General features: G+C 65.2%; 21 protein-coding genes. 4 read left to right on the forward strand and 17 right to left on the reverse strand.

Annotated features, from left to right (window positions below; translation table 11 throughout):
* Positions 1–62 precede the first annotated feature (62 nt).
* The 9 genes from IOC61_RS06435 to IOC61_RS06475 form a co-directional block, all read right to left on the reverse strand.
* The gene (locus IOC61_RS06435; protein ID WP_195688042.1) at positions 63–1,028 is read right to left on the reverse strand and encodes a c-type cytochrome; all 966 of its coding nucleotides are present in this window, start codon (positions 1,026–1,028) and stop codon (positions 63–65) included.
* The gene (locus tag IOC61_RS06440; protein WP_195688043.1) at positions 1,025–1,720 is read right to left on the reverse strand and encodes a c-type cytochrome; all 696 of its coding nucleotides are present in this window, start codon (positions 1,718–1,720) and stop codon (positions 1,025–1,027) included. Before IOC61_RS06440 ends, IOC61_RS06435 begins: the two co-directional genes overlap by 4 nt.
* A gap of 19 nt (positions 1,721–1,739) precedes the next feature.
* The gene (locus tag IOC61_RS06445) at positions 1,740–3,077 is read right to left on the reverse strand and encodes an ATP-binding protein (RefSeq protein WP_195688044.1); all 1,338 of its coding nucleotides are present in this window, start codon (positions 3,075–3,077) and stop codon (positions 1,740–1,742) included.
* Positions 3,074–3,775 (reverse strand): response regulator transcription factor, encoded by a 702-nt coding sequence (locus IOC61_RS06450; RefSeq protein WP_195688045.1) that lies wholly within the window; start codon positions 3,773–3,775, stop codon positions 3,074–3,076. The genes IOC61_RS06445 and IOC61_RS06450 overlap by 4 nt, the downstream gene beginning before the upstream one ends.
* A 159-nt stretch (positions 3,776–3,934) precedes the next feature.
* The gene (locus IOC61_RS06455; RefSeq protein ID WP_195688046.1) at positions 3,935–4,348 is read right to left on the reverse strand and encodes a DUF6691 family protein; all 414 of its coding nucleotides are present in this window, start codon (positions 4,346–4,348) and stop codon (positions 3,935–3,937) included.
* A complete protein-coding gene (locus IOC61_RS06460) occupies positions 4,345–4,818 on the reverse strand; it encodes a YeeE/YedE family protein (protein ID WP_195688047.1) in 474 nt (157 codons plus the stop codon). Before IOC61_RS06460 ends, IOC61_RS06455 begins: the two co-directional genes overlap by 4 nt.
* A gap of 60 nt (positions 4,819–4,878) precedes the next feature.
* Entirely contained in the window at positions 4,879–6,642 is a 1,764-nt protein-coding gene (locus tag IOC61_RS06465; RefSeq protein ID WP_195688048.1) for a SulP family inorganic anion transporter, read from the reverse strand.
* Between the two features lie 50 nt (positions 6,643–6,692).
* Complete coding sequence (locus IOC61_RS06470) at positions 6,693–7,559, reverse strand: MBL fold metallo-hydrolase (protein WP_195688049.1); 867 nt, start codon at positions 7,557–7,559, stop codon at positions 6,693–6,695.
* Positions 7,560–7,722: 163 nt separating this feature from the next.
* Positions 7,723–8,634, reverse strand: a complete 912-nt coding sequence (locus IOC61_RS06475; RefSeq protein ID WP_195688050.1) for an MBL fold metallo-hydrolase — start codon at positions 8,632–8,634, stop codon at positions 7,723–7,725.
* A 686-nt stretch (positions 8,635–9,320) separates the two neighbouring features.
* Between IOC61_RS06475 and IOC61_RS06480 the strand changes: the two genes are divergently transcribed.
* Positions 9,321–9,857, forward strand: coding sequence for a gluconokinase (locus IOC61_RS06480; protein WP_195688051.1), 537 nt, complete (start codon positions 9,321–9,323; stop codon positions 9,855–9,857).
* A gap of 83 nt (positions 9,858–9,940) precedes the next feature.
* On the opposite strand, the gene IOC61_RS06485 is transcribed toward IOC61_RS06480, so the two are convergent.
* The 8 genes from IOC61_RS06485 to IOC61_RS06520 all read right to left on the reverse strand — a co-directional run bounded on the left by IOC61_RS06485 (position 9,941) and on the right by IOC61_RS06520 (position 20,167).
* On the reverse strand, positions 9,941–11,242 hold the full coding sequence (locus IOC61_RS06485; protein ID WP_195688052.1) for a TRAP transporter large permease: 1,302 nt from the start codon (positions 11,240–11,242) through the stop codon (positions 9,941–9,943).
* Positions 11,242–11,850, reverse strand: a complete 609-nt coding sequence (locus IOC61_RS06490; RefSeq protein ID WP_195688053.1) for a TRAP transporter small permease subunit — start codon at positions 11,848–11,850, stop codon at positions 11,242–11,244. The genes IOC61_RS06485 and IOC61_RS06490 overlap by 1 nt, the downstream gene beginning before the upstream one ends.
* Positions 11,851–11,919: 69 nt before the next feature.
* Complete coding sequence (locus IOC61_RS06495) at positions 11,920–12,954, reverse strand: TRAP transporter substrate-binding protein (RefSeq protein WP_195688054.1); 1,035 nt, start codon at positions 12,952–12,954, stop codon at positions 11,920–11,922.
* Positions 12,955–13,020: 66 nt separating this feature from the next.
* Positions 13,021–13,788 (reverse strand): FadR/GntR family transcriptional regulator, encoded by a 768-nt coding sequence (locus IOC61_RS06500; RefSeq protein ID WP_195688055.1) that lies wholly within the window; start codon positions 13,786–13,788, stop codon positions 13,021–13,023.
* 181 nt (positions 13,789–13,969) lie between these two features.
* Positions 13,970–15,235, reverse strand: coding sequence for a serine hydroxymethyltransferase (gene glyA / locus IOC61_RS06505; RefSeq protein ID WP_195688056.1), 1,266 nt, complete (start codon positions 15,233–15,235; stop codon positions 13,970–13,972).
* Between the two features lie 129 nt (positions 15,236–15,364).
* Positions 15,365–16,525, reverse strand: coding sequence for a hypothetical protein (locus IOC61_RS06510; protein WP_195688057.1), 1,161 nt, complete (start codon positions 16,523–16,525; stop codon positions 15,365–15,367).
* A 334-nt stretch (positions 16,526–16,859) separates the two neighbouring features.
* Positions 16,860–19,454 (reverse strand): ABC transporter permease, encoded by a 2,595-nt coding sequence (locus IOC61_RS06515; RefSeq protein WP_195688058.1) that lies wholly within the window; start codon positions 19,452–19,454, stop codon positions 16,860–16,862.
* The gene (locus IOC61_RS06520; RefSeq protein ID WP_195688059.1) at positions 19,451–20,167 is read right to left on the reverse strand and encodes an ABC transporter ATP-binding protein; all 717 of its coding nucleotides are present in this window, start codon (positions 20,165–20,167) and stop codon (positions 19,451–19,453) included. The genes IOC61_RS06515 and IOC61_RS06520 overlap by 4 nt, the downstream gene beginning before the upstream one ends.
* Between IOC61_RS06520 and IOC61_RS06525 the strand changes: the two genes are divergently transcribed.
* The 3 genes from IOC61_RS06525 (at position 20,166) to IOC61_RS06535 (ending at position 23,556) form a co-directional block, all read left to right on the forward strand.
* Complete coding sequence (locus tag IOC61_RS06525) at positions 20,166–20,828, forward strand: arylesterase (RefSeq protein WP_195688060.1); 663 nt, start codon at positions 20,166–20,168, stop codon at positions 20,826–20,828. The two genes, IOC61_RS06520 and IOC61_RS06525, sit on opposite strands and share 2 nt — an antisense overlap.
* A 57-nt stretch (positions 20,829–20,885) precedes the next feature.
* On the forward strand, positions 20,886–21,587 hold the full coding sequence (locus IOC61_RS06530) for a transglutaminase-like cysteine peptidase (RefSeq protein WP_195688061.1): 702 nt from the start codon (positions 20,886–20,888) through the stop codon (positions 21,585–21,587).
* 67 nt (positions 21,588–21,654) lie between these two features.
* Positions 21,655–23,556 (forward strand): LapD/MoxY N-terminal periplasmic domain-containing protein, encoded by a 1,902-nt coding sequence (locus IOC61_RS06535; RefSeq protein WP_195688062.1) that lies wholly within the window; start codon positions 21,655–21,657, stop codon positions 23,554–23,556.
* The last annotated feature ends 17 nt before the right edge of the window (positions 23,557–23,573 follow it).

The raw sequence follows: 23,573 nt of genomic DNA on the forward strand, positions 1-23,573 counted from the left end.
GCTCGCAAAAGCGCCCCGCTGCCTTCAGGGCAGCGGGGCGCTTCACTTCCGCCCGGCAGGAATCAGCCGTCGAGGGGGACGGGATTCTCGCCGAAGTCGGCATGATCCCCCAGACGCTTGCCGTCGATCTCCTTGCCATAGAAGCCATGATGGTCATGGAAGATCTCGGCGGTCTCATCCAGCGTGTCGAGGGTGCGACGACGCGGGTCCTGGGGCCGCTCCTGGCTGTTGATGAAGGCCGCCACATCCCAGGCTTCCTGATCCGTCAGCGAGTAGGGCTTGCCCAGGGGCATGTTGGCCTTGATGAAGTTGGCCGCGGTATTCACACGGTGCATGCCGGCCCCCCAGTTGTAGGCGCCATCGCCCCACAGCGGCGGGAAGACCTGGCGCTCGCCGACCTTCTGCCCCTGGCCCTCATCGCCGTGACAGACCGCACACTGCTGGGCATACACCTCGGCCCCCCGCTCGCGGTCGGCCCCCTGCTCGGTCTCCTCGAGCTTGGGATAACCGCGCCCCGGCAGCGATTCGTTGATCGGCGCCCCGGTGGCCATCCAGTGCAGGTAGGTCTGCATCGCGACCAGCGGCTCGCTGCCGTTCTCCGGCGGCTTGCCGTTCATGGAGTAGGTGAAGCAGCCCTGAATGCGTTCGGCGAGCGTATTGACCTTGTCGTTCTTGCCACGATAGGCGGGATAGACGCCGAAGGAGGCCCACATCGGTGCCGAGTTGGCGAGCCGGCCGGCATCGAGGTGGCAGTTGGCGCAGTTCTGCTCGCTGAAGACATACTCTCCCCGCAGCGCCTGGGTGTTGAGGAAGAGATCACGCCCCTTGCGCACCATATCGCCGTACTGGTTGTCGGGGATGTCGCGCTCCAGGGGTGGCTGGAAGGTGACCTCCCCCGCCGGCGCCTCGGGCAACGGGATCTGGTAGTCACGCTGGACCTGATCATCCTGGGCCAGTGCGGTCAGGGGCAGGCCCAGCGCCGAGGTCAGGGTGCCGGCCATCAACAGGTGGAATCTACGCTGGCTCATTGACCGCTCTCCTCTTGTGCCGCATCGCCCTGGGCGGCGATACGCTCCGGCAGGGTGGCATAGTAGTCGGCTATCAGTTCGATCTGCTGTTCGTCGAGGCGCTCGGCGATCCCCACCATCAGATCGTTGGGGTCGTTATGACGCCTGCCATCGCGCCAGGCCTCGAGCTGGCTGACGATATACCCCGCATGCTGACCCGCCAGTGGCGGGAAGCTGGTACCCACCCCCTGACCATTGGGGCCATGGCACTGACTGCAGGCCGGAATCATCTTGTCCTCGGACCAGTCACCGCGCTCTGCCAGCCACTCGGCCTCGTCATTCGGGTCGGCGGCATGATAGGCCGTGGGAAGTTCCGGCCAGGGCTCGAGCTCGGCATAGTAGGCCGCCACGTCGGCGATCTGCTGGTCGTCGAGCATATTGGCGAACGGCAGCATGGTGGGCGCCCCGCGACGTCCCTCCTTGATATCGTGCAGCTGCTTGGCGATATACGCCGCCGGCAGCCCGGCCAGGCGCGGCCAGGACTCCCCCTTCGGCAAGTTCATGCCCATGCCATCGGCCTGGTGGCAGGCCACACAGGTTCCCGCCGCCGCCTTGCCTCGCTCGGCGTCCCCCTCGAGCGCCACGGCCTGGCTGGCAGCCAGCCCGGCACCCAGCAGCAGGCCGAGCCCACTCGCGATCCTCTTGCCGGTCATCGGTCTTCTCCTTGTCGTGTCATGCCCTCGCCGGGGCACTATTACTGGCCTGGACCGGAAGGGTCAGGCGCGCTTCCAGCCCACCCCGCGCGGGGCTGGTAAACTCCAGGCGACCACCGAAACGCTCGGCGATCGCCACCACGATGGTCAGGCCCAGGCCGCTGCCGTGCTGCTTGCTGGCACGCCAGAACCGCCTGACCATCTGCTTCATGACTTCCTCATCGACCCCGGGCCCCTGGTCGATCACCCTGAATGTCAGGTACGTACGGCTATCGCTCTCCACGCCGAGGGTCACTCGCGATGCCTCGCCGCCGTGGCGCAGGGCGTTATCGATCAGGTTGCGCAGCGCGGTCACGGCAAGCTCCCGCGGCAGCGCCAGCGGGGCCTGTGGCCACGCCTCGGGCAGCTCGAAGCGTGACGTCGCGGCACCGCTATCGCGCAGCGCCAGGGCCACCACCTCAGCGGGTCGGCACAGGGTGCCGTCCTCGAAGGCCAGTCGCCCCTCCACCCGTGCCAGCATCAACAGCTGGTCGAGAATTCGTGCCAGACGCTCGACGCCCTCCTCAGCGTAGACGACAGCGTCGCGCGCGGCCCTGCCCTCCACCCGACTCGCCACCTGCAGATGGGTCTTGATGGCGGTAAGCGGCGTGCGCAGCTCGTGGGCCGCATCGTTGGTAAAGCGCTGTTCGCGCACGATGGTCTGCTGAACGCGAGCCAGCAGGCCGTTGAGGGTCTCCACCAGCGGACGCAACTCCCTCGGTACCCCGTAGGTGGCTACCGGCGCCAGGGCATCCGGATGGCGCCGGGCCAGGGAATCACGCAGCCGGGCGATGGGCGAGAGTCCACGTACTACCCCGATCCATAGCGCCACCAGGCTGCCCAGCATGGCCACCACGAAGGGCACCGTGGCCACCTTGATGACATTGCCGAGCAGCATATCGCGCTCATCCATGCGATCGGCGGTGGTGATGGTCAGCCCGTTGCGCTCATAGGTAAAGACCCGCCAGGTCACGCCACCCTCTTCACGGTAGGCGTGCCCGCCGGCCTCCCCCATCGCCAGGATCGACCCCAGGTCGGTATGCGTCCGCGCCATGATCTCGCCGCGCGGCGAATGCACCTGACAGGCCAGTCCCTCGGTGGGCGGGATCGACAGTGCCCGTCGGTCGGCCTCGAGCCACACCTCCTGGGGCAGCTGGGCCATCAGCCCCGCGACCATGCGCGCCGACTGGGCGAGGCGCTGATCGAGGGTGGCCACGAACTGCTCCTCCAGATCACGCAGCAGCCAGGCGGCGGCCAGACCCCACAGCACCAGCAGGGTGACGCCGAGGGTCACCAGCAGCCGCGTGCGCAGGCTCACGATCGCTCCTTTTCGGTTGACTCGTCGGCTGACTCGCCCAGTGGCGGCCCCAGCCGATACCCCAGCCCGCGAACCGTCTCGATCAGCCCGCTGCCGAGCTTGCGGCGCAGATGATGGATATGCACGTTGAGGGCGTTGCTCTCCACATCCTCGCTCAAGCCATAGAGGCTATCCTTGAGCTGGTCGGCCGACAGCACGCTGCGCGGCGCATGCAGGAAGGCCTCGAGCAGCACCAGCTCACGGCGCGACAACGTTACCGGACGACCATCGAGGGTGACCTCCCGGGCCACCGGGTCGAGACACAGGGCACCGTGCTCGATCAGCGGATGCGAACGCCCCGCCGCGCGACGCAGCAGCGCCTGCAGCCGCGCCACCAGCTCGTCGAGGTCGAAGGGCTTGACCAGATAGTCGTCGGCACCGCCCTGCAACCCCGCCACCCGGTCGCTGACCGCATCGTGGGCGGTCAGCACCAGCACCGGGGTGGTCACCCCGCCATCGCGCCACTCCATCAGCAGGTTCAGGCCATCGCCGTCGGGTAACCCGCGGTCGAGGATCACCACATCGCTGGCGACACTCGCCAGGGCGCGACGCGCCTCGGTGATGGAGGTCACGTGATCGACGACATAGTCGTACACCGCAAGCCCCGCGCGAATGCCCGACGCCACCAGGGCGTCATCCTCGATCAGCAGTACGTGCATGGCGTAAGGCTCCTCTGAATGTGCGTCATCTTGTCACCGGGTCATTAAGCCAGCGTTAATGGCTATCGTGAGTTAAACCACTCCCGGCGAGCCATTGGTCGTAGACAACGACTCCCCCGCAGGCCGATCCTGAGGGGGAGCTCTTGATACAGCACAAACTCAACTGGGCGCAGGCATCGCCCTGGCCAGGAACCAGCCCGCCACCATCGCCACCAGCATGGCGACCAGCGGTGCCGTCAGCCCGGCGACGGAGGCGATGGCCGGCCCCGGGCAGTAGCCGGAGAGCCCCCAGCCGATGCCGAACAGCGCCGAGCCGCCGATCAGGCGGGCATCCAGGTCCTGGCGGGTGGGCAGCTGGAAGCGCTCGGCAAACAACGGGTTAGCGCGCTTGAAGACCAGACGGTAGCCGATAAAGTTGGTGACCACGGCGCCGCCGAGCACGAACATCAGCGTCGGGTCCCAGGCGCCGGCGATATCCAGAAAGCCCAGCACCCGGGCCGGATCGGTCATGCCGGAGACGGCAAGCCCCAGGCCGAACAGCAGCCCGGCGATATAGCCCATCAGCGTTTTCATGCGCCACCTCCGACCACGTGTCGCACCATGAACACGGTGACGATCGCCGCCACCAGGAAGGTGATGGTAGCCACCATCGAGCGCACCGAGAGCCGCGCCAGGCCGCAGACCCCATGGCCACTGGTGCAGCCGCTGCCAAGGCCGGTACCCAGGCCCACCAGCAGTCCGGCCAGCAGCATCAGCGCCACGCCGCCGGCTGGCTCGCCGATCACCCGACCGGTGACGTCGACGGCATCACCCGCCACATTGCCCAGGCCACCGCCGAGCAGCATCACCACGATGGGGCCACTGATCATGCCCAGCAGGAAGGTCAGCCGCCAGGCGCTGTCACCCTTGGGTCGCGCCGTGATCAGGGTGCCAACGATGCCGCTGATGCCCGCGATGCGACCCAGGGTCGCCATCAACCAGGTCGCGGAGAGGCCGATCAGCACGCCGCCGGCCAGCCCTTGCAGGGATGAGCTCCAGTCCACTCTTCTCTCCTTTGATGCACCCGGGGGTGCATTGTTAAAGAAACATTTGGGAAATTGCTGCTAGAGCAGCGTGTTTGCCTGCAGCTCGGTACAGCGCCGCGACAGGCTGATATCGCTCTCGCCACGCAGCTCGCACCAGGCATCATAGGTGCTTAGAAACACCTCGCCGGTCATCTCGCGGCAGAAGTCGGTATGCTGCAGTCGATCCATCACCGGGCCCTTCACCTCGGCCAGATGGAGGCACACGCCGGAGTCCCTGAGACGCGCATTGATCGCTTCCAGACTCTCCAGTGCCGAGGCGTCGATGACATTGACCGCCTGGCAGGCCAGCACGATATGCTCGAGGCCAGGCTGACGAGCCGCCAGCGCCATCACGGTGTCCTCCAGATAGCGCGCATTGGCGAAGTAGAGGCTCTCGTCGACCCGCAGGATCGACATGCACTCGTCGGTCTCCACCGCATGGCGCTGAACGTTGCGAAAGTGCTCGGTGCCCGGTACTCTCCCCACCACGGCACTGTGCGGCCGGCTGGTGCGATAGAGGTGCAGCGCCAGCGACAGCCCCACCCCGACCATGATCCCACTCTCCACGCCATCTCCCAGGGTCACCGCGATGGTGGCCAGCATGGCGGCGACGTCACCGCGGGAATACGCCCAGGTGCGCTTGATCGCGGCGATGTCGACCAGCGACAGCACCGCCACGATGATGGTGGCCGCCAGCGTGGCGATCGGCAGATAGGCGATCAGTGGGGTAAGAAACAGTGCCGCCACACCGATGCCCACCGCGGTAAAGGCCCCGGCGGCCGGGGTCTCGGCCCCGGCATCGAAGTTCACCACCGAACGTGAGAAACCCCCGGTCACCGGCATGCCACCGGTCAGTGAAGCGGCGATATTCGAGGTCCCCAGCCCCACCAGCTCCTGGTCGGGGTCGATGCGCTGGCGCCTCTTGGCGGCAAGCGTCTGGCCCACCGACACCGATTCCACGAACCCGACGATGCTGATCAACAATGCCGCGATGAACAGCTCGCTCCACAGGCCACTGTCGAAGCCGGGCAGGGTCAGCGGCGGCAGTCCCGCGGGTACCTCGCCAACCAGCGCCACTCCGTGCCGATCCAGACTCAGCCCCCAGCTGGCCAGAGTCGTCACGGCCACCGCCAGGATCGGCGCCGCCCTGGTCAGCATGTCCGCCGGGCGCGCCGGTACCCCAAGCCGACACAGGGCGGGCTTGAGCCGGCGCCGCGCGGCTTGCAGAAAGGCCAGCACCGAAAGGCCGATCACCAGGGTCGGCAGGTTGACGCTGCTCAGCTGGCTACCCAGCTCTACCACCAGCGCCAGCAGGTTATGGCCGCTCGCCTCGACGCCCAATAGATGCTTGAGCTGGCTGGCGGCGATGACCAGCCCCGAGGCGGTGATAAACCCCGAGATCACCGGGTGGCTGAGGAAGTTGGCCAGAAAACCCAGCCGAGCCACCCCCATCACGGTCAGGATCACCCCGGTCAACAGTGCCAGCGCCAAGGCTGCACCGAGATACTCCGGCGTGCCCTGAGGCGCCACCTGCCCTATCGCCGCGGCGGTCATCAGCGATACCACCGCCACCGGCCCCACCGCCAGAGTACGACTGGTGCCGAACACCGCATAGACCACCAGCGGCGCGACGCTGGCGTAGAGCCCCACCTCGGGGGGCAGACCCGCCAGCATGGCATAGGCCAGCGACTGGGGGATCAGCATGATGGTGACGATCGCCGCCGCCAGCAGGTCGCTGGCCAGGGTACTGCGCCCGTAGTCGGGCAGCCACTGCAGGATCGGCAGATAGCGTTTCGGATTCACGCGGCTTGCCTCGGCACTCGCTGGTTGGAGCGTGTCGTTAGAAACTGTAGTTAGAACGTATTGATCGGCACCTTGAGGTAGACCTGGCCATTGTCCTCGGCGGGGGGCATCTGCCCGGCCCGCATGTTCACCTGCACCGAGGGGATGATCAGTTTCGGCATGCCCAGGGTGGCATCGCGCTCGGTGCGCATCTTGACGAACGCCTCCTCGCTGACTCCCTCGTGAACGTGCACGTTGTGGGCGCGCTGCTCGGCCACGCTGGTCTGGTGCTGGAACTCCTCACGCTCCGGAGCCTTGTAGTCGTGGCACAGGAAGAGTCGCGTCTCGTCGGGCAGCGCCAGCACCTTCTGGATGGAGCGATAGAGCGTCCGGGCATCACCGCCGGGGAAGTCGCAGCGTGCGGTGCCGTAGTCGGGCATGAAGAGGGTGTCGCCGACGAAGGCGGCGTCGCCGATCACATAGGTCAAGCAGGCCGGCGTATGGCCCGGCGTGTGCAGCACCCGCCCCTCGAGGTTGCCGATGACAAAGGTGTCTCCCTCCTCGAAGAGCCGGTCGAACTGGCTGCCGTCCCGGGCGAACTCGGTGCCGGCATTGAAGGCCTTGCCGAAGACATCCTGCACCAGGGTGATATTGGCTCCGATGCCGGTCAGCCCGCCCAGTTGTTCATGCAGATAGGGTGCGGCGGAGAGGTGGTCGGCATGCACGTGAGTCTCGAGGACCCACTCCACCTCCAGGGCGTTGTCACGCACGAAGGCGATGATCTCGTCGGCGGAGCGCACGTCGGTGCGCCCGGCGGCATAATCGAAGTCGAGCACCGAGTCGAGAATTGCGCAGGACTTGCTGTCGGGATCCTGCACCACATAACTGAAAGTATTGGTGGGCTCGTCGAAGAAGTGGGTCACGACTGGCTTGGACATGGGATACAACCTCCGTGGGATGTCGCGTGCCGCTGTACCGCCAGCATAGCCAAAAACACGTTCTAAGCATAGCTCGTTTAGCTATATATCACCCACGCCGTGAGACACCACGAAACGACACGGGCTCCGAAAGTGCGGGGCCCGTGAGCGGTGAACGGTAGATTTACTCCCAGGCAGCACCCTCCAGGGCATCCAGCGGGATCTTGAGGTAGCGCTTGCCGTTGGCCTCGGGCTCCGGCAGGCGTCCCCCCAGGGTGTTTATCTGCAGGGAGGGGAGAATCAGCTTGGGCATGGGCAGCTCGCTGTCACGCTTGTCACGCATCGCCGCGTAGTCATCCTCGGTAACGCCCCCGGCCAGGTGCTGGTTGGTTTCGCGCTGCTCACGCACCGTGCTCTCCCACTCCGGCTCACGGCCATCGGGCATGTAGTCGTGACCGGTAAACAGGCGCGTCTCGTCGGGCAGCTCGAGGATCGCCTGGATGGAGCGCCAGAGCTGACGAGCGTCGCCGCCGGGGAAATCGGCCCGGGCGGTGCCGAAATCCGGCTGGAAGAGGGTATCGTGAACGAAGGCGGCATCGCCCACCACATAGGTGATCGACGCCAGGGTGTGCCCCGGCGAGAACATCACCCGCGCCTCCAGTTCACCAATGGAGAAGGTGTCGCCCTCGGCGAAGAGACGGTCCCACTGGGAGCCATCGGCGGGGAAGTCTGGCCAGTGATAGATCTCCTTCCACAACTTCTGAACCTCTACCACCTTCTCGCCGATGGCGGTGGGGGCGCCAGTCTTCTCCCGGAGGTAACGGGCCGCGGAGAAGTGGTCGGCGTGAGGATGGGTATCCAGGACCCACTCGACCTCGAATCCCTTCTCCTTCACATAGTCGAGCAGTTCGTCGGCGTGATGAGTTGCCGTGGCCCCGGAGTTCTCGTCGAAGTCGTACACCGGGTCGATGATGGCACACTTGCCGGTAGCGGGATCACTGATCACATACTGGATGGAGGAGGTGCGCGAGTCGTAGAAACCGGCCACCTCGGGGCTGCCGGTGCCGGTGCTGGGCGAGAGGGAAAAGGTCTTCATGGGTACCTCCGTTAGCGTGCCGGATGGATCGTCCACCAGTGACGTTGCATGAAATAAACTTAGCACGAAATGGACTATACGGCGATTGTGTCACTCCACAACGGCAATCGCCTACCCCCCCGAGGCATACCTGGGCGCCCGTGGCCTCGCGGTTACGGGTGCCCCCCCCTGGTCGCCGGCCCAGACCGCCGGCCGCGACTCCTGCGACTTGCAGGCATTCCCCCAGCAGCCGGTAGACCGAGTAGGTGCACCGGCTGGCCATAGCAGTGGGAGACGCGTTGGGACAGTGTCTGTTCGACAGCGTCAAGCTTATAGAGTGTTTCCAACAGCGGTCTGGCGTTGCGCTTGCGCCACTTGTGCTCCCTCTCGATATCCTTGGCCATCACGAAGGCCGCATCCTGCAGCAGGATCTCGAGCAGGTAGCAGGAGCCAGTGACCTACTTCACCGCGCCCAGGAGCGTCAGGGTCGACATGGGCATGCCTCCTTTTCGCCATGGATTACCATTGCCATGGCTTCCTTTCCCTTCAGCACAATAGATCCACGCCTGCACGCTGCCTATCCACAACAGTGGATTCGCCCAAAGGGTATTCGCGAGGCGACTATTGCCAATAAAACGACAATCTTCTTGCCTAGCCCTGCCGGCAGTTTTAATCTAGCAACACACGTAAATTACCGTGCTTCAAACATGACCATTGAGAGCCACTACAGGATATCGACACCCCCTCATCTCGTGCTGGTCATGGGTGTCTCGGGGTCGGGAAAATCTTTCATCGGCCGGCTACTCGCCGAGGCGATACCGGCCGACTTCATCGATGCCGATGACCACCACAGCCCCACCAGTATCGCCAAGATGTCGCGGGGTGAGCCCCTCACCGACGGAGACCGTGAAGGGTGGCTGGCGACGCTGGCCGACTTCTACCGCGAGCACCGCCGCCAGGGACGCTCGCTGGTCATCGGCTGCTCCGCACTCAAGCGTCGCTATCGCGACACCCTGCGTAGCGGTGCGCCGGAGTTGAAGATTCTCTACCTGGACGGCAGCCGCGAGCTTCTGCTGACACGACTGCATACCCGGCAGGGTCACTTCTTCCAGGGTGACCATATGCTGGATAGCCAGCTTCAGACCCTGGAACCTCCGGGAGACGACGAGGCCTTGTGCCTCGATATTGTCCTGCCACCCCTGGAAATTGTAGAGAGATTCACCCAACATCTAAGCGCCTTATAGCTCACCCCCTTCCCTTTCCGAAACCTTATACAAGGAAAAGGAGGAGGCTTAGGCCTCCCCCTTTTTCCTTTTTCTGCCCTCATCTATAGCGGCCATATTGCCAGCTGTGGCCAGACGAGAAGTGCCGCCAACACCAGTAGCTGAATTGTCATGAAAGGCAATACCGAAAGGTAGATATCCTTCAGACTGATTTCCGGCGGGGCCACACTCTTCAGATAGAAGGCCGCGGGTCCGAACGGCGGCGACAGGAAGGAGACCTGCATGTTTACCGCGAACAGGATACCGAACCAGATCGGGTCGTAGCCCAACTGGGTAACGATGGGCAGGAAGATCGGCAGGGCCAACATGGCGATGCCGATCCAGTCGAGAAAGAGGCCGAGCACCAGCATGATCGCCATCATCACCAGGATGATAACGATGGGCGCCACCTCCATGCCCAGGATCATCCCCGAGACGAAGCGGTTACCCCCCATCAGGTTATAGACCCCCACCAGGGCCGCGGCGCCGATGCCGATCCAGATGATCATGCCGCAGGTGTTGAGCGTCTGGCCAAGACTATGATGCAGCATGCCGATACTGAACTCGCCACGCAGCACGATGGCCAGCATGACCCCGAACACCCCCATGGCCGCCGCCTCGGTCACCGAGGCGATCCCCCCGTAGATGGTGCCCAGCACCAGAAACGCGATCATGCCCGGAAGCAGAATCGCCTTGGCCGCCTCGAGCTTGCTGTCGAAGGGGTTGTCCTGGGTATCGGCAGACAATGGCGGCCCCATCTCGGGGTTCTTCAGGCAGCGTACCAGCACGTAGGCGATGTAGGAGCCCATCAGGATCACCGCCGGGGTGACCGCGGCAGTAAACAGCTCGGCAATGGAGACGCTGGCGATCAGGCCGTAGATGATCAACACGATCGACGGCGGCATCATGGTGCCCAAGGCGCCACCCGCGCATACCACGCCGATGGAGAGCCGCTTGTCGTAGCCCAGGCGCAGCATCTGCGGCAGTGCCAGGATGCCTAGCAGCACGATCTCGCCGCCGATGATGCCCGACAGTGCGGCGAGGAAGAAGGCCACCACGATGGTCTGCACCGCCACCCCTCCAGGCAGCCGCCCGGCAAAGACCCGCATGGCATTGAAAAGATCCTTGGCGATGCCCGAGCGGTCGAGCAACGAAGCCATCAGCACGAACATCGGTACCGCGACCAGCGAGTATTCGGTGATGAAACTGAAGACTCGACTGGTGACCAGCGGCAGGGCCATCTCGCCGAACCAGCCGAAGGTGAAGATCATCGCTACCAGGCCGGTGATAAAGGCCAGCGGCAGGCCGGTAACCAGCAGGCCGAAGATGGCGGCGATCATGACGATCGTGGCCGTCCCGATATCCATCAGCGCGTCTCCTCGTTATCGACCGACGCAGGGTCAGCAGGACGGGCACGAAGCGACTGCACCAGGTGGAGCAGCGCCTGCAGCGTCATCAGCGCCAGGGCAAACAGGATCACTCCCTTCACCAGCGCCGGAAAGGGGGGGTTCCAGGAGGTACCGGAGCGCTCCAGCTGCCACTCGCCGAACGGGTTGTGAGAGGCCCGCCAGAACATGTGAAAGGCGGCATAGCTCATGGCCAGGCAGAAGCCCAGCGTCACGAAGTCGTTGAAGCGATCCATCCAGCACTTGAGGCGAGGACCGGCACTGTCATAGAGCACACGCACGCGAATATGGGCGTTACGAGCCAGGGCGGCGGGGCCAGCCAGGGCAAAGCTGACTGCCACCAGGAAGACCACCGATTCGTGTACCCAGGAAGTGGGATTGTTGAAGCCGTAGCGCAGGAACACCTCGACCACGCTGATGGCCATGGCCACCAGCACCAGCCAGGCGGCACCTCTCGCACCACGGGCCACCAGGCGATCCAGGGCGGTACGCTCGGGGCCGCGTTCCGAGCGCTGTTCGTCCGACACGCCGTGCCCGCCATGTCGGGATTCGTTTGGGGGATGAGTCATGCTGTATCTCGGTCGAACGCCGCCCGGGAGGAGACCGAGCGGCGACGTGGTGATGAATGGTTAACCGGCTTACATCAGGTTGCGCGCCTGAAGAAATTCGACCACGGAGTCGTAAACCTTGCGGTTCATCTCGCTGCGCTCGGCCCAGGCGGCCCACTCCTCCTTGGCGATGTTGCGGAACTTGGCACGCTCTTCCGGGGCCATGTCGATCAGCTCGATCTCGGGATCCTGACGCGCCTCGGCCACGGCCTCGAGATCCAGCTTCTTGAGCTCGAACACCATCTCGTAGGCCAGCTTGTCCACCGAGGTCTCGAGGATCGACTGGAGATCCTCGGGCAGGCCATCCCAGATCTCCTTGTTCAGAGAGACGGAAACCATGGGCAGCGAGTGGAATCCCGGGTAGTTGGGGTAGTTGGCGAAGCTATGCAGGCCCTGGCTGTGGTTGGTGGAGAACACCGTGTAGTCGGCGGCATCGATCACCCCCTTCTCCAGCGAGGTGTAGACCTCGGAGCCCGGCAGGTTCACCGGGGCGGCACCGGCCTTTTCGAAGATGTTGTAGACCATGCCCTCCGGGGCGCGCACCTTGAGGCCCTCGAGGTCCTCCACGGTGCGGATCGGACGCGTGGAGGGGAAGGACTCCAGGCCGGTGGCGGCGGCGCCGATCAACTGCACGCCGTAGGGGTTGACCAGCTCGTTGTAGAGCTTCTCGCCGCCGCCGTGATTCATATACTCGAGGAACTCCAGCGGGTCACCCCAGGCGCCGACCAGGTTGCCGAGCATGCCGAAGGCCGGGTCACGACCGGAGAAGTAGCTGGGGTCCGTCAGGTGACCCTGGAGGATACCGGACTGTACGGCGTCCAGGGTCTGGTTGGCCTGGACCACGGCGTTGACCGGCAGGATCTCGATCTCGATGCGCCCGCCGGACATGGTGTTGACGTTGTCGGCCCACGCCTTCTTGAGCTCGAACTGCGGCTCACCGGCGGTCTCTGAGGTCTGGAAGGTCCACTCGTACTCCGCTGCCTGGGCGGACAGCGCCACGGTCCCGAGGAGGGCGGCCGTGATCCCCTTGAGGGCAAAGGCAGAAAGCGGCTTGAGCAATGGCATGGGTTGACTCCTTGTTATGGTGTTCGAGCTAGCACATGGTTGGCGATTGCCGTGATGTCCGGACGTTCAGCCCGGTCGGGGATCGGCTGCACCAGGCAGGCGCAGCCGAGGGGGTAAGTGGTCGAAGAAGCTGGCGAAGCCCAGGTCGAGGCCGGTGCGTTCGAGCACCGACAGTGCCGCCTGCTCGGCCTGTTCCGGTTGACGCAGGCGGATTGCCTCCATCAGCAGACGGTGACGCTCCATGCTGTCGCCAAGCTCCGCGGCACTGTGATTGGAGGTTTCCACCAGCAGGCCGATGGCCGGCTTGAGCATATGGCTGAGCTGGGACCACAGCAGGTTGTGGGTGGCCGCGAAGATCGCTTCATGGAACGCTACATCATGCTCGTCGTGACTACGCCCTGCCCAACGGCGGTCGGGGGAGTTCAGCGCGCTGATCATGTTGTGCCAGGCGGTCTCGATGGCCAACAGGTCGGCGGCGGTGGCGTTTTCGGCGGCCAGGCGTGCCATGAAGGGCTCTACCGCCACACGGAAGGCGAAGATGTCGCGTTGAATGCGAGGGTTGGGCTGGGCGAAGCGCGCCATCCAGTCACTGACCCGCGGGTCGAGCAGATGCCAGTCGGTCAAATCACATACTCGGGTTCCCTGCCCCGAGATTCGTACCACCATGCCCCCCGAGACCAGCTGTTGAAGCGCGCTACGCACCGTGCTTCGGCTGACGCCGTAGGTGCCACAGAGATCGACCTCCCGGGGCAGAAAGCTGCCAGGGAGGTAATCTCCGGCGAAGATGCCGCTCGCCAGGTCCTCAGCGATGTCGGGTTTCTGCGGTATCGTCATGGGGGTGCTCTGTTCGACCTATCGCAACCTATGTCCGACATAGAGTGAAGCAGTTTCGGGCCATTCGCCGCTAGACATTGGTCGACCCCATACGGCAAGACCCCGTCAGGCGGGGTGCCTGACGGGGTCTTGAAATAAAGCGCGGCGACGGACAGGCCCCAGGGGGACCCGTCAGTCGTGATCAGCGATAGACCGGAAACTCGGCGCAGACGGCCTCGACCTTGGCCTTGACCTCAGCCTCGATGGCGGCGGTATCTTCACCCCTGGCCATCACATCGAGAATGTCACAGATCCAGCCGGCAAGGTCCCTGCACTCGCCCTCGCCGAAACCACGGGTGGTCACCGCCGGGGTGCCGATGCGCAGCCCGGAGGTGACGAAGGGGCTCTGGGGGTCGCCGGGCACGGCGTTCTTGTTGACGGTGATATGGGCGCGGCCCAGGGCGGCGTCCGCATCCTTGCCGGTCAGCTCCTGCTTGATCAACGAGAGCAGGAAGAGGTGATCCTCGGTGCCACCGGAGACGATGTCATAGCCACGCTCGAGGAACACACCGGCCATCGCCTGGGCGTTCTTGACCACCTGCTGCTGATAGGTCTTGAACTCGGGCGCCATCGCCTCCTTGAAGCAGATCGCCTTGGCCGCGATGACGTGCTCCAGGGGACCGCCCTGGCCACCCGGGAAGACCGCGGACTGCAGCTTCTTCTCGATCTGCTCGTCACCCTCGCTGGAGAGGATCAGGCCACCGCGCGGGCCGCGCAGGGTCTTGTGGGTGGTGGTGGTCACCACATGGGCATGGGGCAGCGGGTTCGGGTAGACGCCGGCGGCTACCAGGCCCGCCACGTGGGCCATGTCGACCAGCAGATAGGCACCCACCTCATCGGCGATCTCGCGGAACTTGCCCCAGTCGATGATCTGGGAGTAGGCGGAGAAGCCGGCGATGATCATCTTGGGCTTATGCTCACGGGCCAACTTGGCGACTTCGTCGTAATCGATGCGACCGGAGTCGTCGATACCGTACTGCACCGCATGGTAATGCTTGCCGGAGAAGTTGGGCTTGGCCCCGTGGGTGAGGTGGCCACCGGCATCGAGACTCATGCCGAGGATGGTATCACCCGGCTTGACCAGGGCCTGGAAGACGGCACCGTTGGCCTGGGAACCGGAGTGGGGCTGAACGTTGGCATAGGTGGCGCCGAACAGCTCCTTGGCGTAGTCGATGGCCAGCTGCTCGACGATGTCCACATACTCGCAGCCGCCATAGTAGCGCTTGCCGGGATAGCCTTCCGCGTACTTGTTGGTCAGCTGGCTGCCCTGGGCTTCCATGACCCGGGGGCTGGCGTAGTTCTCGGAAGCGATCAGCTCGATGTGCGCCTCCTGACGCTGCACCTCCTTCTGCATGGCATCAAAGAGGGCGTCATCGAAACCGGCAATCGTCATGTCACGGCTGAACATCGGCGGGAAACCTCGTATTACGGGGGGTTGAGTCAATCACGGCATGATACCCCAGCCCCCCGCCCCTTTCACATGAATCGACGTCATCCCTGCTCGCGACGCGTTCATTTTCCCGGCCTGCTCCCGAGGTCAGCGCGTCTCCACCTGCATGGCGAAGCGCTCGGGCAGCGCCAGGGGGTCTTCGGCGAAGCTCTCGAGACGCTCCTCGGCGGGCAGATCGAGGGTGACCACCAACTCCTCGGCACTTCCGGCCATCAGGTCGACCAGGCCATGGAGCAGATCGCTCACCTGAGGACCGAACATCATCCCGAAACCTTCGGCCTGGGTCCGCGCCTTCTCGAGGTACTCGGCTTCACTGACGCCCTCCATGGTCGCTCCCAGGGTCATCAATCGCCCGAAGAGACCCTGCTCGGCGAGGCTCAGCACCAGATGACCACCCCCGAGGCTGGCCTCTTCCAGCAGTGAGCCATCGGCCATCAACTCGGCAACGTCCACCCCTTCCGGCAACGCCAGCAGACTTTCCAGATCGAGGGCCAGGGACAAGGCATCGCGCAGGGCCAACTCACCGCTGCTGACCAGGCGCCCCTCCTGTTCACCCGAAGGCTCCCACTGGGCATCGAAACCGCCATCCAGACGAAGCAAGCCACTACCCTCGGTCAGCACATTGCTGACCATTCGCATCTGGGTACGCTCCTCTTCCGGCGAGAGCGCGATCAGGCGGCTCAGGTCGACCTCCAGGGCCTCGAGTGACAGCCCGCCCTCACCATCCTCGAAGTCCCCGTCCAGCTCGAGTCCGATCAGGGACGCCAGCGCACCCTCGGGGTGGTCGAGGCTCAGTTCGGCCAGGGACATCACCTCGAACCACTGTTCGGCCAGCGTCTCGTCGTCGAGAGGCGGCACGGCGCTGCCCGGCGCCTCCACCACGATGCTGCCGATGTTCAGCAGCAGGTCATCCTCGAGCTCCTGGGGGGCATCTTCGAGATCGACACCTTCCACGCGAATGCCCTCGAGGGTGACGGTATCCGGATGCTCGTAGTCCCCCTCGACCACATAACGCTCGATCAGCAGCGTCTCGCCTTCAAGGCTCTCGAAGCGCAGATCCTCGGCGCGGGTCTCTCCGCCCAGCAGCGAGGTGGAGAGGTCGCCGATGGTGAGCTCACCATGCTCGGCGACCAGTGCCCGCAGGTCGTTGCCGAGACGCTCGGCATCGGCGAATACCGGCGGGCTGGCCAGCAGGGAGAGCGCCAGGGGCAGGGCCAGGCGTGGTAGGGCAGTATTCGGGAATCGCATGGGATCACCTCCTGTGTGATCGTGGAATCAGGCCCAGTCTAGACTAACGGGTTTTTCTCTACTCGACATGGCTTGCCTTTTCAGGGCTATCGCAGATGGCAGTAACGTTCAAGGCTATTCCGGGGACAAGCCCGTCGAGGGGGCGCTACGAGTACTTCCCTGTAGGCTACCTCGGCCTTCCTTGGTCCTCGGACCCCCTCTCCGACCTGCCCCCGGCGCCTTTCACTACTTCCCTGTTGGTAACTGCAACAGCTCTGCCTGACTTTTCAGGGCCATGGCAGATCGCGCTTCGTGCGGGGCTAACCTGACGGCAAGACTGGCCGACAACGCCCCATCAGGTCTCGCCCAACAACCCCAGGCTCGTGGCCGGGGCCTGGCGGCGCAGGTTCCGGGAGAGCAGATGCCCGATGGCTCCGATCAGCAGGGCTCCACCCAACGGCAGCACCAGCCATAGCCAGAGATGCAGGCGCGGCGCGAGATCGAGCCAGGCCAGGTAGAGCGCCGCGGCGGCCAGCTCGGCAAGCAACGCCCCCATCAGACCACTGGCCAGACCGAGGATGGCAAACTCCGCGCCCTGTACCCGGGAGAGCAGGCGATTGCCGGCACCGAACACCCGCAGCAGGCCACTCTCGTGGGCACGCACCGGAAGGCTGGCGGTCAGCGCCGCGTAGAGCACGCTGACGCCGGCCAGCAGCACGAAGACCAGCACCACCTCCACGGCGCGGGTGACCCGGCTCAGCAGGTCTCGCACCTGGGCGAGGATGGCATCGACATTGAGCAGGGTCACGCCGGGAAAGTCGCGCACCAGCCCACGCTGCACCTCGCGCTCCGCGTCGTCGAGGTGGAAGGCGGTGATATAGCTGTGGCCGAAGCGCTCCAGCACCCCGGGTGGGAAGATGACGAAGAAGTTGGGGCGAAAGCTGTCCCAGTCCAGGTCGCGCAGGCTGCTCACCTCGCCGATGATCTCGGCTGCACCGATGGTAAAGGTCAGGGTGTCACCCAGCCCCAGGCCGAGTCGCTCGGCCAGGCCGTCCTCCACGGAGATCGGCACCCGCTCGGCTTCGGGCGACGTGGCGGACTCGCTGGCCACCTCGGCATACCAGTCGCCGGGGGCACTCTCTTTCTGCTGATCGAACCAGGTGCCGGCGACCAGGCGATTGCCCTCGGGAAGCGTCTCGCGCCAGGTGAGATTGAGCTCACGGCGCAGGGCATTGTCGCCGCGCGCCTCGGCGGGCACCGCCTCGCGCGGCGCCATGTCATTGATGGCGGTGATACGCCCGCGCACCATGGGGTAGAGGGCGCTGCGGGCATCGGCAGCGCCACTGAGGGATGCCTCGAAGGCCTCGCGCTCATGGGGCTGGATATTGATGGCGAAATAGTTGGGCGTCTCTGCGGGGAGCTGCGCCTCCCAGGTGGAGAGCAGGTCGCCGCGCACCAGGGCGATCATCGCCATGGCGAAGAAGGTGACCGCGAAGGCCAGCAGCTGGCCGAGGCTCGCGGTGCGTCGGCGTGCCAGCTGGGCGCCGCCCAGCCGCAGCGCCTGGGCCACACCCGCCTCGCGCCCGTTACGCGGCAGGCGGGCCGCCAGTCGCAACACACCGCCGAGCAGCAGCGACCCCAGCCCCCACAGCACCATCAGCATCACCAGGCCGCCCAGCAGCAGCCCCAGCGCCAGACCCGGATCGCCGGAGTAGAGCCACAGCAGCCCACCGAAGACGCCGCTGGCCACCGCCACCACCAGCCACGCCGAGGCGGGCAGCGGATCGAGCTCGCGGCGCAGCACCTTGAGGGCGCTGACCCTCTTGAGTCGCAGCAGGGTGGGGCCGGCGAAGCCCACCAGCACCGACAAGGCAGTAAATACCCCGAGCCATAGTGGCAGCATGCCCGGGGGCGGCAGTTCCAGGGGGAGGAAGGCGGTGAGCAGCGCCAGCAGCGCCGCCTGACTGGCCAGGCCCAGCAGGGCTCCTAGCACCGAGGCCGCCAGCGCCAGCCACAGCAGTTGCAGGCCGAACAGGCGGCTCAGCTCGCCCTGGGTGGCACCGAAGCAGCGCAGCAGCGCGGCGGTATCCAGGTGGCGATCGACATAGCGTCGGGTCGACATCGCTACCGCCACCCCGGCCAGCAGCACGGCGGCGAGCCCGGCCAGGCTCAGGTAGCGCTCGGCCCGCTCCAGGGCACTGCCGAGCCCGGGACGGTCGCGACGCACATCGCGGACCTCGACGCCGTCGCGGCGCAGCCGCTCCAGCAGCGGCGCCAGGTCGTCGAGGATAGCCGGCGGCCCCGCACCGAGCAGCTCGAACGCCACCCGCGAGCCATCCTGGACCAGCTCGGTGGCCTCCATGTCGTCACGATGCATCATCAGCCGCGGGTTGAAGCTGCCGAATCCCGCGGACTGATCCGGCTCGCGCTCCACCACTCCACCGACGGTCAGCTCACTCTCGCCCAGGCGCACGCGGTCGCCGATCTCGGCCTCGAGCAGCAATGCCAGGCGGGGAGCCAGCCACACCTCACCCGGAGACGGGCCGTGAGCCACCACCTCGACACCCTCCCCCTGGTCGACATGTACCCCGCCATAGAGCGGATAGCGATCATCCACCACCTTGAGGCTGGCGGGCTGGAAGGCGTCAGCCAGGCTGACCATGGAGACCATGTCCACCTGGTCGCTGAGCACCAGGCCCGCCTCCTCCAGGGTGGCGCGCAACTCGGCATCGAAGGGGTGCCCCTGTTCCAGCACCAGGTCACCGCCCAGCAGCTGGCTCGCCTGACGGGTCAGGCCGCGGTCCAACCGGTCGAGGAAGAAGCCGATCATGGTGGAGGCGGCCACCGCCAGGGCCAGGGCGACGAACAGCGCACGCACATCCGCGGCGCGCAGGTCGCGGACGAGCCCCCGGGCCGAGAAACGTGCCAGGCGCAGAATGGAGAGACTCATGCGCCCACCTCGTCGAGCGCCATCTCCTCCAGGCGGCCGTGATCGAGACGCAGGCAGCGGTCACAGCGCCGTGCCAGGGCATGGTCGTGGGTCACCAGCACCAGGGTGGTGCCGGCCTCGCGGTTGAGCGAGAACAGGGCATCGATGATGCGCTCGCCGGTCGCGGGGTCGAGGTTGCCGGTGGGCTCATCGGCAAACACCAGCTCGGCACCGGTGACGAAGGCGCGCGCCAGGGCCACGCGCTGCTGCTCGCCGCCGGAGAGCTGCTTGGGCAGATGGTCGAGGCGCTCGCCGAGTCCCACCCGCGCCAGCCACTCCCTGGCTCGCTGCTCGCTGTCCGTGCGGGGCGAGAGCTCCAGTGGCAACAGCACGTTCTCCAGGGCGGTCAGGGTCGGCAGCAGCTGAAAGTTCTGGAACACGAAGCCGACACGACCGGCCCGCAGCCGCGCCCGACCATCCTCGTCGAGGTCGGCGAGCCGCTGGCCGAACATCGCAAGCTCACCGCCAGTCGGCAGATCGAGCCCGGCCAGCAGTCCCAGCAGGGTCGACTTTCCGGCACCGCTCTGGCCGAGAATCGCCACCGTCTCGCCGGGGAACACCGAGATGGCCAGGTCACTCAGAATGGTGAGCCGGCGCTCGCCGCTTCTTACCTGCTTGATCAGATGCTCGGCGTGTAGAATCGGTGTCATATCCGTGCGAGAGGTTGCGTTCATGATGAAGGAATTCCCTGAAGTTGCACTGCGCCATTTCACCACCTGGCTGCTGGCGCTGATCCTGTCGATAGGTGTCGCTTCGGCCCAGGCCAACGATCGCACCACCCTGCTGGTGATGGGCGACAGCCTCAGCGCGGCCTACGGCATCGAGGCCGACAGGGGCTGGGTCAGCCTGCTGCAGGCGAGGCTGGAGGACAAGGCGCGGGTGATCAACGCCAGCATCAGCGGCGAGACCTCAAGCGGCGGGGCGAGCCGCCTACCCGAGCTTCTCGGACAGCATGACCCCGACATCGTTCTTCTCGAACTGGGCGGCAACGACGGCCTGCGCGGCCTGCCTCCCGGCCAGTTCGAGGCCAACATGCGACGCATGATCGAGGCGAGCCACGCGACCAATGCCGAGGTGCTGCTGCTGGGTATCGATATTCCCCCCAACTATGGTCGGGCCTATCGTGACGCCTTCACCGGGGTCTACCGCCGCCTTGCCGACGACTTCGAGCTGCCGCTGGTCCCCTTCCTGCTCGAGGGCGTGGCCCTGGATGACAGCCTGATGCAGGACGACGGCATCCACCCCACCGCCGCCGGCCAACCCATCATTCTGGAAAATGTCTGGCCCCAATTGAAGGCACTGCTGGAGTTTGATCTGGACCTGGTATCAGACTAAACCTTAACTCACCTGCTGCCGGTATAGTGGACACAATCCCGCTACTGGACCCTATTCATGCCACCGCCGCATTCACCATCACGCTACTCGCGTCGCGGCCTGCTCGGCGGTGGCCTGATCCTGTTGACGACGCTGTGTATCGGCGGCTGGCCGGGGCCAGTCGAGGCAAGCTTCAGGCCCGACCAGCTGCGCCTGGTGATGCGCAACCGCTATGGCGACCGGGGCAGCACGATGCTGGAGGAGTGGTTCGCGCTGCTCGAGCGACTGGCCAGCCAACCCTTGCAGACGCAGCTTCGCGACACCAACGACTTCTTCAATCGCCGCATTCGCTGGCTGGATGATATCGATATCTGGGGTCAGGAAGATTACTGGGCCACGCCGCTGGAGACCATGGGCAAGGCCCAGGGCGACTGCGAGGATTTCTCCATCGCCAAATACATCACCCTGAAGCGCCTCGGCGTGCCGAATCAGCAGCTGCGCATGATCTATGTTCGGGCGCGCATCGGGCGCAGACAGGCGACCCAGGCGCATATGGTGCTGGGATATTACGAGACCCCCGCCAGCGAGCCACTGGTCCTCGACAACCTGGTGACCACGATCACCCCCGCCGCCCAGCGGACCGATCTGGACCCCGTGTTCAGCTTCAATAGCGATGGGTTATGGGCCGTCGGCTCGACGCAGTCACGCGCCAACCCCTTACAGCGCCTGTCGCGGTGGAGCAGGGCACTGTCACGGATGCAGGAGCAGGGCTTCCTATGACTTCACCCCTGACAACGACACCAACCACCGTGGTTACACCACGAAACCTCGCAGAGGAGTGGCCGCCATGTCGCTGATAAAACAACTGTGGATCACGGTTCTGGTGATCCTGCTACTGCCCCTGGGTGGCAGCCTGGCGGTCGGGCTGTCGGCGCTGAGGAATTACACCGAGCAGGAAATTCGGGTCAAGAACATCGACAACGTCAATGCCCTGGCGCTCTCCATGAGTCAGCTTGACAAGGATTCGGTCATTATCGAACTGCTGATGGCCGCTCAGTTCGACACCGGCCACTACCAGCTGATCGAGTTGCACGCCCCCGATGGCGAGCTGCTGGCCCGGCGCGAGGCCGCTGCCCCTGTCGATAACGTGCCTGGCTGGTTCGTCGATCTGGTACGTTTCGATGTGCCGCCAAGCCAGGCGGTGATCCAGAACGGCTGGCAGCAATACGGCACCCTGACCCTACAGAGCCAGCATAGCTTCGCCTACCAATCCCTGTGGCACGGCGCCATTCGGTTGGTCGCCTGGTTCGGCCTGGCCGCCCTGATCGGTCTGCTGCTCGCCGGCTGGATCGTGCGGACCATTCGAAAGCCACTCAAGGCCGTGATTGCCCAGGCCCGGGATATCGGCGCCCGGCGTTTTACGACCAGCCCCGAGCCGCAGACTCGCGAGCTGCGCCAGGTGGTTCAGGCCATGAACCAGCTCTCCGACTCCGTAAGAGAGATGCTGCATAACGAGAGCGAGAAGCTCGACAAGCTGCGACGCCGACTACAGCAGGATAAAGCGACCGGCGCTCTGGGGCGTGATGCCTTCATGACCCAGCTGACTACGCACCTCGAAAGCGAAGATGAACGCGCCAGCGGCTGCCTGGTGCTGGTGCGTCTGAACCGACTTACCGACGTCAACCAGCGCCTGGGGCGAGCGCCAACCAATAAGCTGCTCAAGAGCCTGAGCCAGAGTCTTCACCGGGTCGCCCGGACCCAGGGCGGTGGCATCGTGGGCCGCCTGAATAGTGGCGACTTTGCCCTGCTGATTCCCGGTTGCGAGGATGACGGTTCACTGGCCGAGGCACTCAGCGCCGAGCTGGAAGCCCTGCGGGTCGGCGAGAGCGAGGCGAGCCTGGGGCTGCTCTCGGCCCTCTGCCACTATGCACCGGGAGATACCATCAGTAGGCTCATGGCCGGCCTGGATGGTGCCCTGGCCGCCGCCGAAACCCAGGGTGATCTGGGCCAGCAGTGGGTCGAGAGCCAGCGTAGCGACCTGCTCTATACCAACCGCGCCGACTGGCGGAGCGCCCTGGAGCGGGCCGTCGCCCAGGGGCCCCGACTGGCCAGCTTCCCGGTGGTCGATGCAGGGGGCAGCCTACTGCATCATGAAGGCCCCTGCTTTCTTTATCTCGAGGGGGAGTGGCGTGCGGCGGGCACCTTCATGCCCTGGGTATCGCGGCTGGAGCTCACTACGTCACTCGACCTGGCGGTTGCCAAGGCCGCCATCGATACCATCAGCCGCGACCAGGTACCCCTGGGTATCACTCTCTCGCCCGCCTCGATTCGCGATGCGGACTTCCTGACCCGCCTGACGGAGCTGTTCAAGGGACACCCCGAGCAGGCCCGGTTGCTGTGGCTGGAACTGCCGAAGTCCGCCGCCCTGCGTGAACCGGAGCAGTTCCGCCTGCTATGCAGAGTCCTCGAGCCCCTGGTCTGTCGTATTGGTCTGAAACAGGTGGGCAGCGAGTTCTCCCGCCTGGCCGAGCTGCAGGGCAGTGGCCTCTCCTTCCTGAAGTTCGATCGCAGCCTGGTTCAGGGCATCGAGGCGAGCCCGGAGCAGCAGACGGTCCTCCTCGGCATGGCGACCCTCTGTCGCGCCCTGGGCGTGCTGACCATTGCCGAGGGGGTTGCCAGCGACATCGAGAGACAAACGGTATTCGATCTCGGCCTGGATGGCGTTACCGGCCCAGGCGTTCGCTTGTAGTACCGCCGAGAGCACTC

This window comes from Halomonas sp. KAO, from assembly GCF_015595025.1.
In the GTDB taxonomy this organism is placed as follows: domain Bacteria; phylum Pseudomonadota; class Gammaproteobacteria; order Pseudomonadales; family Halomonadaceae; genus Halomonas.

What these genes read in the sequence shown, in the direction of transcription:
- IOC61_RS06435 (WP_195688042.1), bottom strand. Translation starts at nt 1,028, where the DNA reads ATGAGCCAGCGTAGATTCCACCTGTTGATGGCCGGCACCCTGACCTCG.
- IOC61_RS06440 (WP_195688043.1), bottom strand. Translation starts at nt 1,720, where the DNA reads ATGACCGGCAAGAGGATCGCGAGTGGGCTCGGCCTGCTGCTGGGTGCC.
- IOC61_RS06450 (WP_195688045.1), bottom strand. Translation starts at nt 3,775, where the DNA reads ATGCACGTACTGCTGATCGAGGATGACGCCCTGGTGGCGTCGGGCATT.
- IOC61_RS06455 (WP_195688046.1), bottom strand. Translation starts at nt 4,348, where the DNA reads ATGAAAACGCTGATGGGCTATATCGCCGGGCTGCTGTTCGGCCTGGGG.
- IOC61_RS06470 (WP_195688049.1), bottom strand. Translation starts at nt 7,559, where the DNA reads ATGTCCAAGCCAGTCGTGACCCACTTCTTCGACGAGCCCACCAATACT.
- IOC61_RS06475 (WP_195688050.1), bottom strand. Translation starts at nt 8,634, where the DNA reads ATGAAGACCTTTTCCCTCTCGCCCAGCACCGGCACCGGCAGCCCCGAG.
- IOC61_RS06480 (WP_195688051.1), top strand. Translation starts at nt 9,321, where the DNA reads ATGACCATTGAGAGCCACTACAGGATATCGACACCCCCTCATCTCGTG.
- IOC61_RS06485 (WP_195688052.1), bottom strand. Translation starts at nt 11,242, where the DNA reads ATGGATATCGGGACGGCCACGATCGTCATGATCGCCGCCATCTTCGGC.
- IOC61_RS06490 (WP_195688053.1), bottom strand. Translation starts at nt 11,850, where the DNA reads ATGACTCATCCCCCAAACGAATCCCGACATGGCGGGCACGGCGTGTCG.
- IOC61_RS06495 (WP_195688054.1), bottom strand. Translation starts at nt 12,954, where the DNA reads ATGCCATTGCTCAAGCCGCTTTCTGCCTTTGCCCTCAAGGGGATCACG.
- IOC61_RS06500 (WP_195688055.1), bottom strand. Translation starts at nt 13,788, where the DNA reads ATGACGATACCGCAGAAACCCGACATCGCTGAGGACCTGGCGAGCGGC.
- glyA (WP_195688056.1), bottom strand. Translation starts at nt 15,235, where the DNA reads ATGTTCAGCCGTGACATGACGATTGCCGGTTTCGATGACGCCCTCTTT.
- IOC61_RS06510 (WP_195688057.1), bottom strand. Translation starts at nt 16,525, where the DNA reads ATGCGATTCCCGAATACTGCCCTACCACGCCTGGCCCTGCCCCTGGCG.
- IOC61_RS06515 (WP_195688058.1), bottom strand. Translation starts at nt 19,454, where the DNA reads ATGAGTCTCTCCATTCTGCGCCTGGCACGTTTCTCGGCCCGGGGGCTC.
- IOC61_RS06525 (WP_195688060.1), top strand. Translation starts at nt 20,166, where the DNA reads ATGATGAAGGAATTCCCTGAAGTTGCACTGCGCCATTTCACCACCTGG.
- IOC61_RS06520 (WP_195688059.1), bottom strand. Translation starts at nt 20,167, where the DNA reads ATGAACGCAACCTCTCGCACGGATATGACACCGATTCTACACGCCGAG.
- IOC61_RS06530 (WP_195688061.1), top strand. Translation starts at nt 20,886, where the DNA reads ATGCCACCGCCGCATTCACCATCACGCTACTCGCGTCGCGGCCTGCTC.
- IOC61_RS06535 (WP_195688062.1), top strand. Translation starts at nt 21,655, where the DNA reads ATGTCGCTGATAAAACAACTGTGGATCACGGTTCTGGTGATCCTGCTA.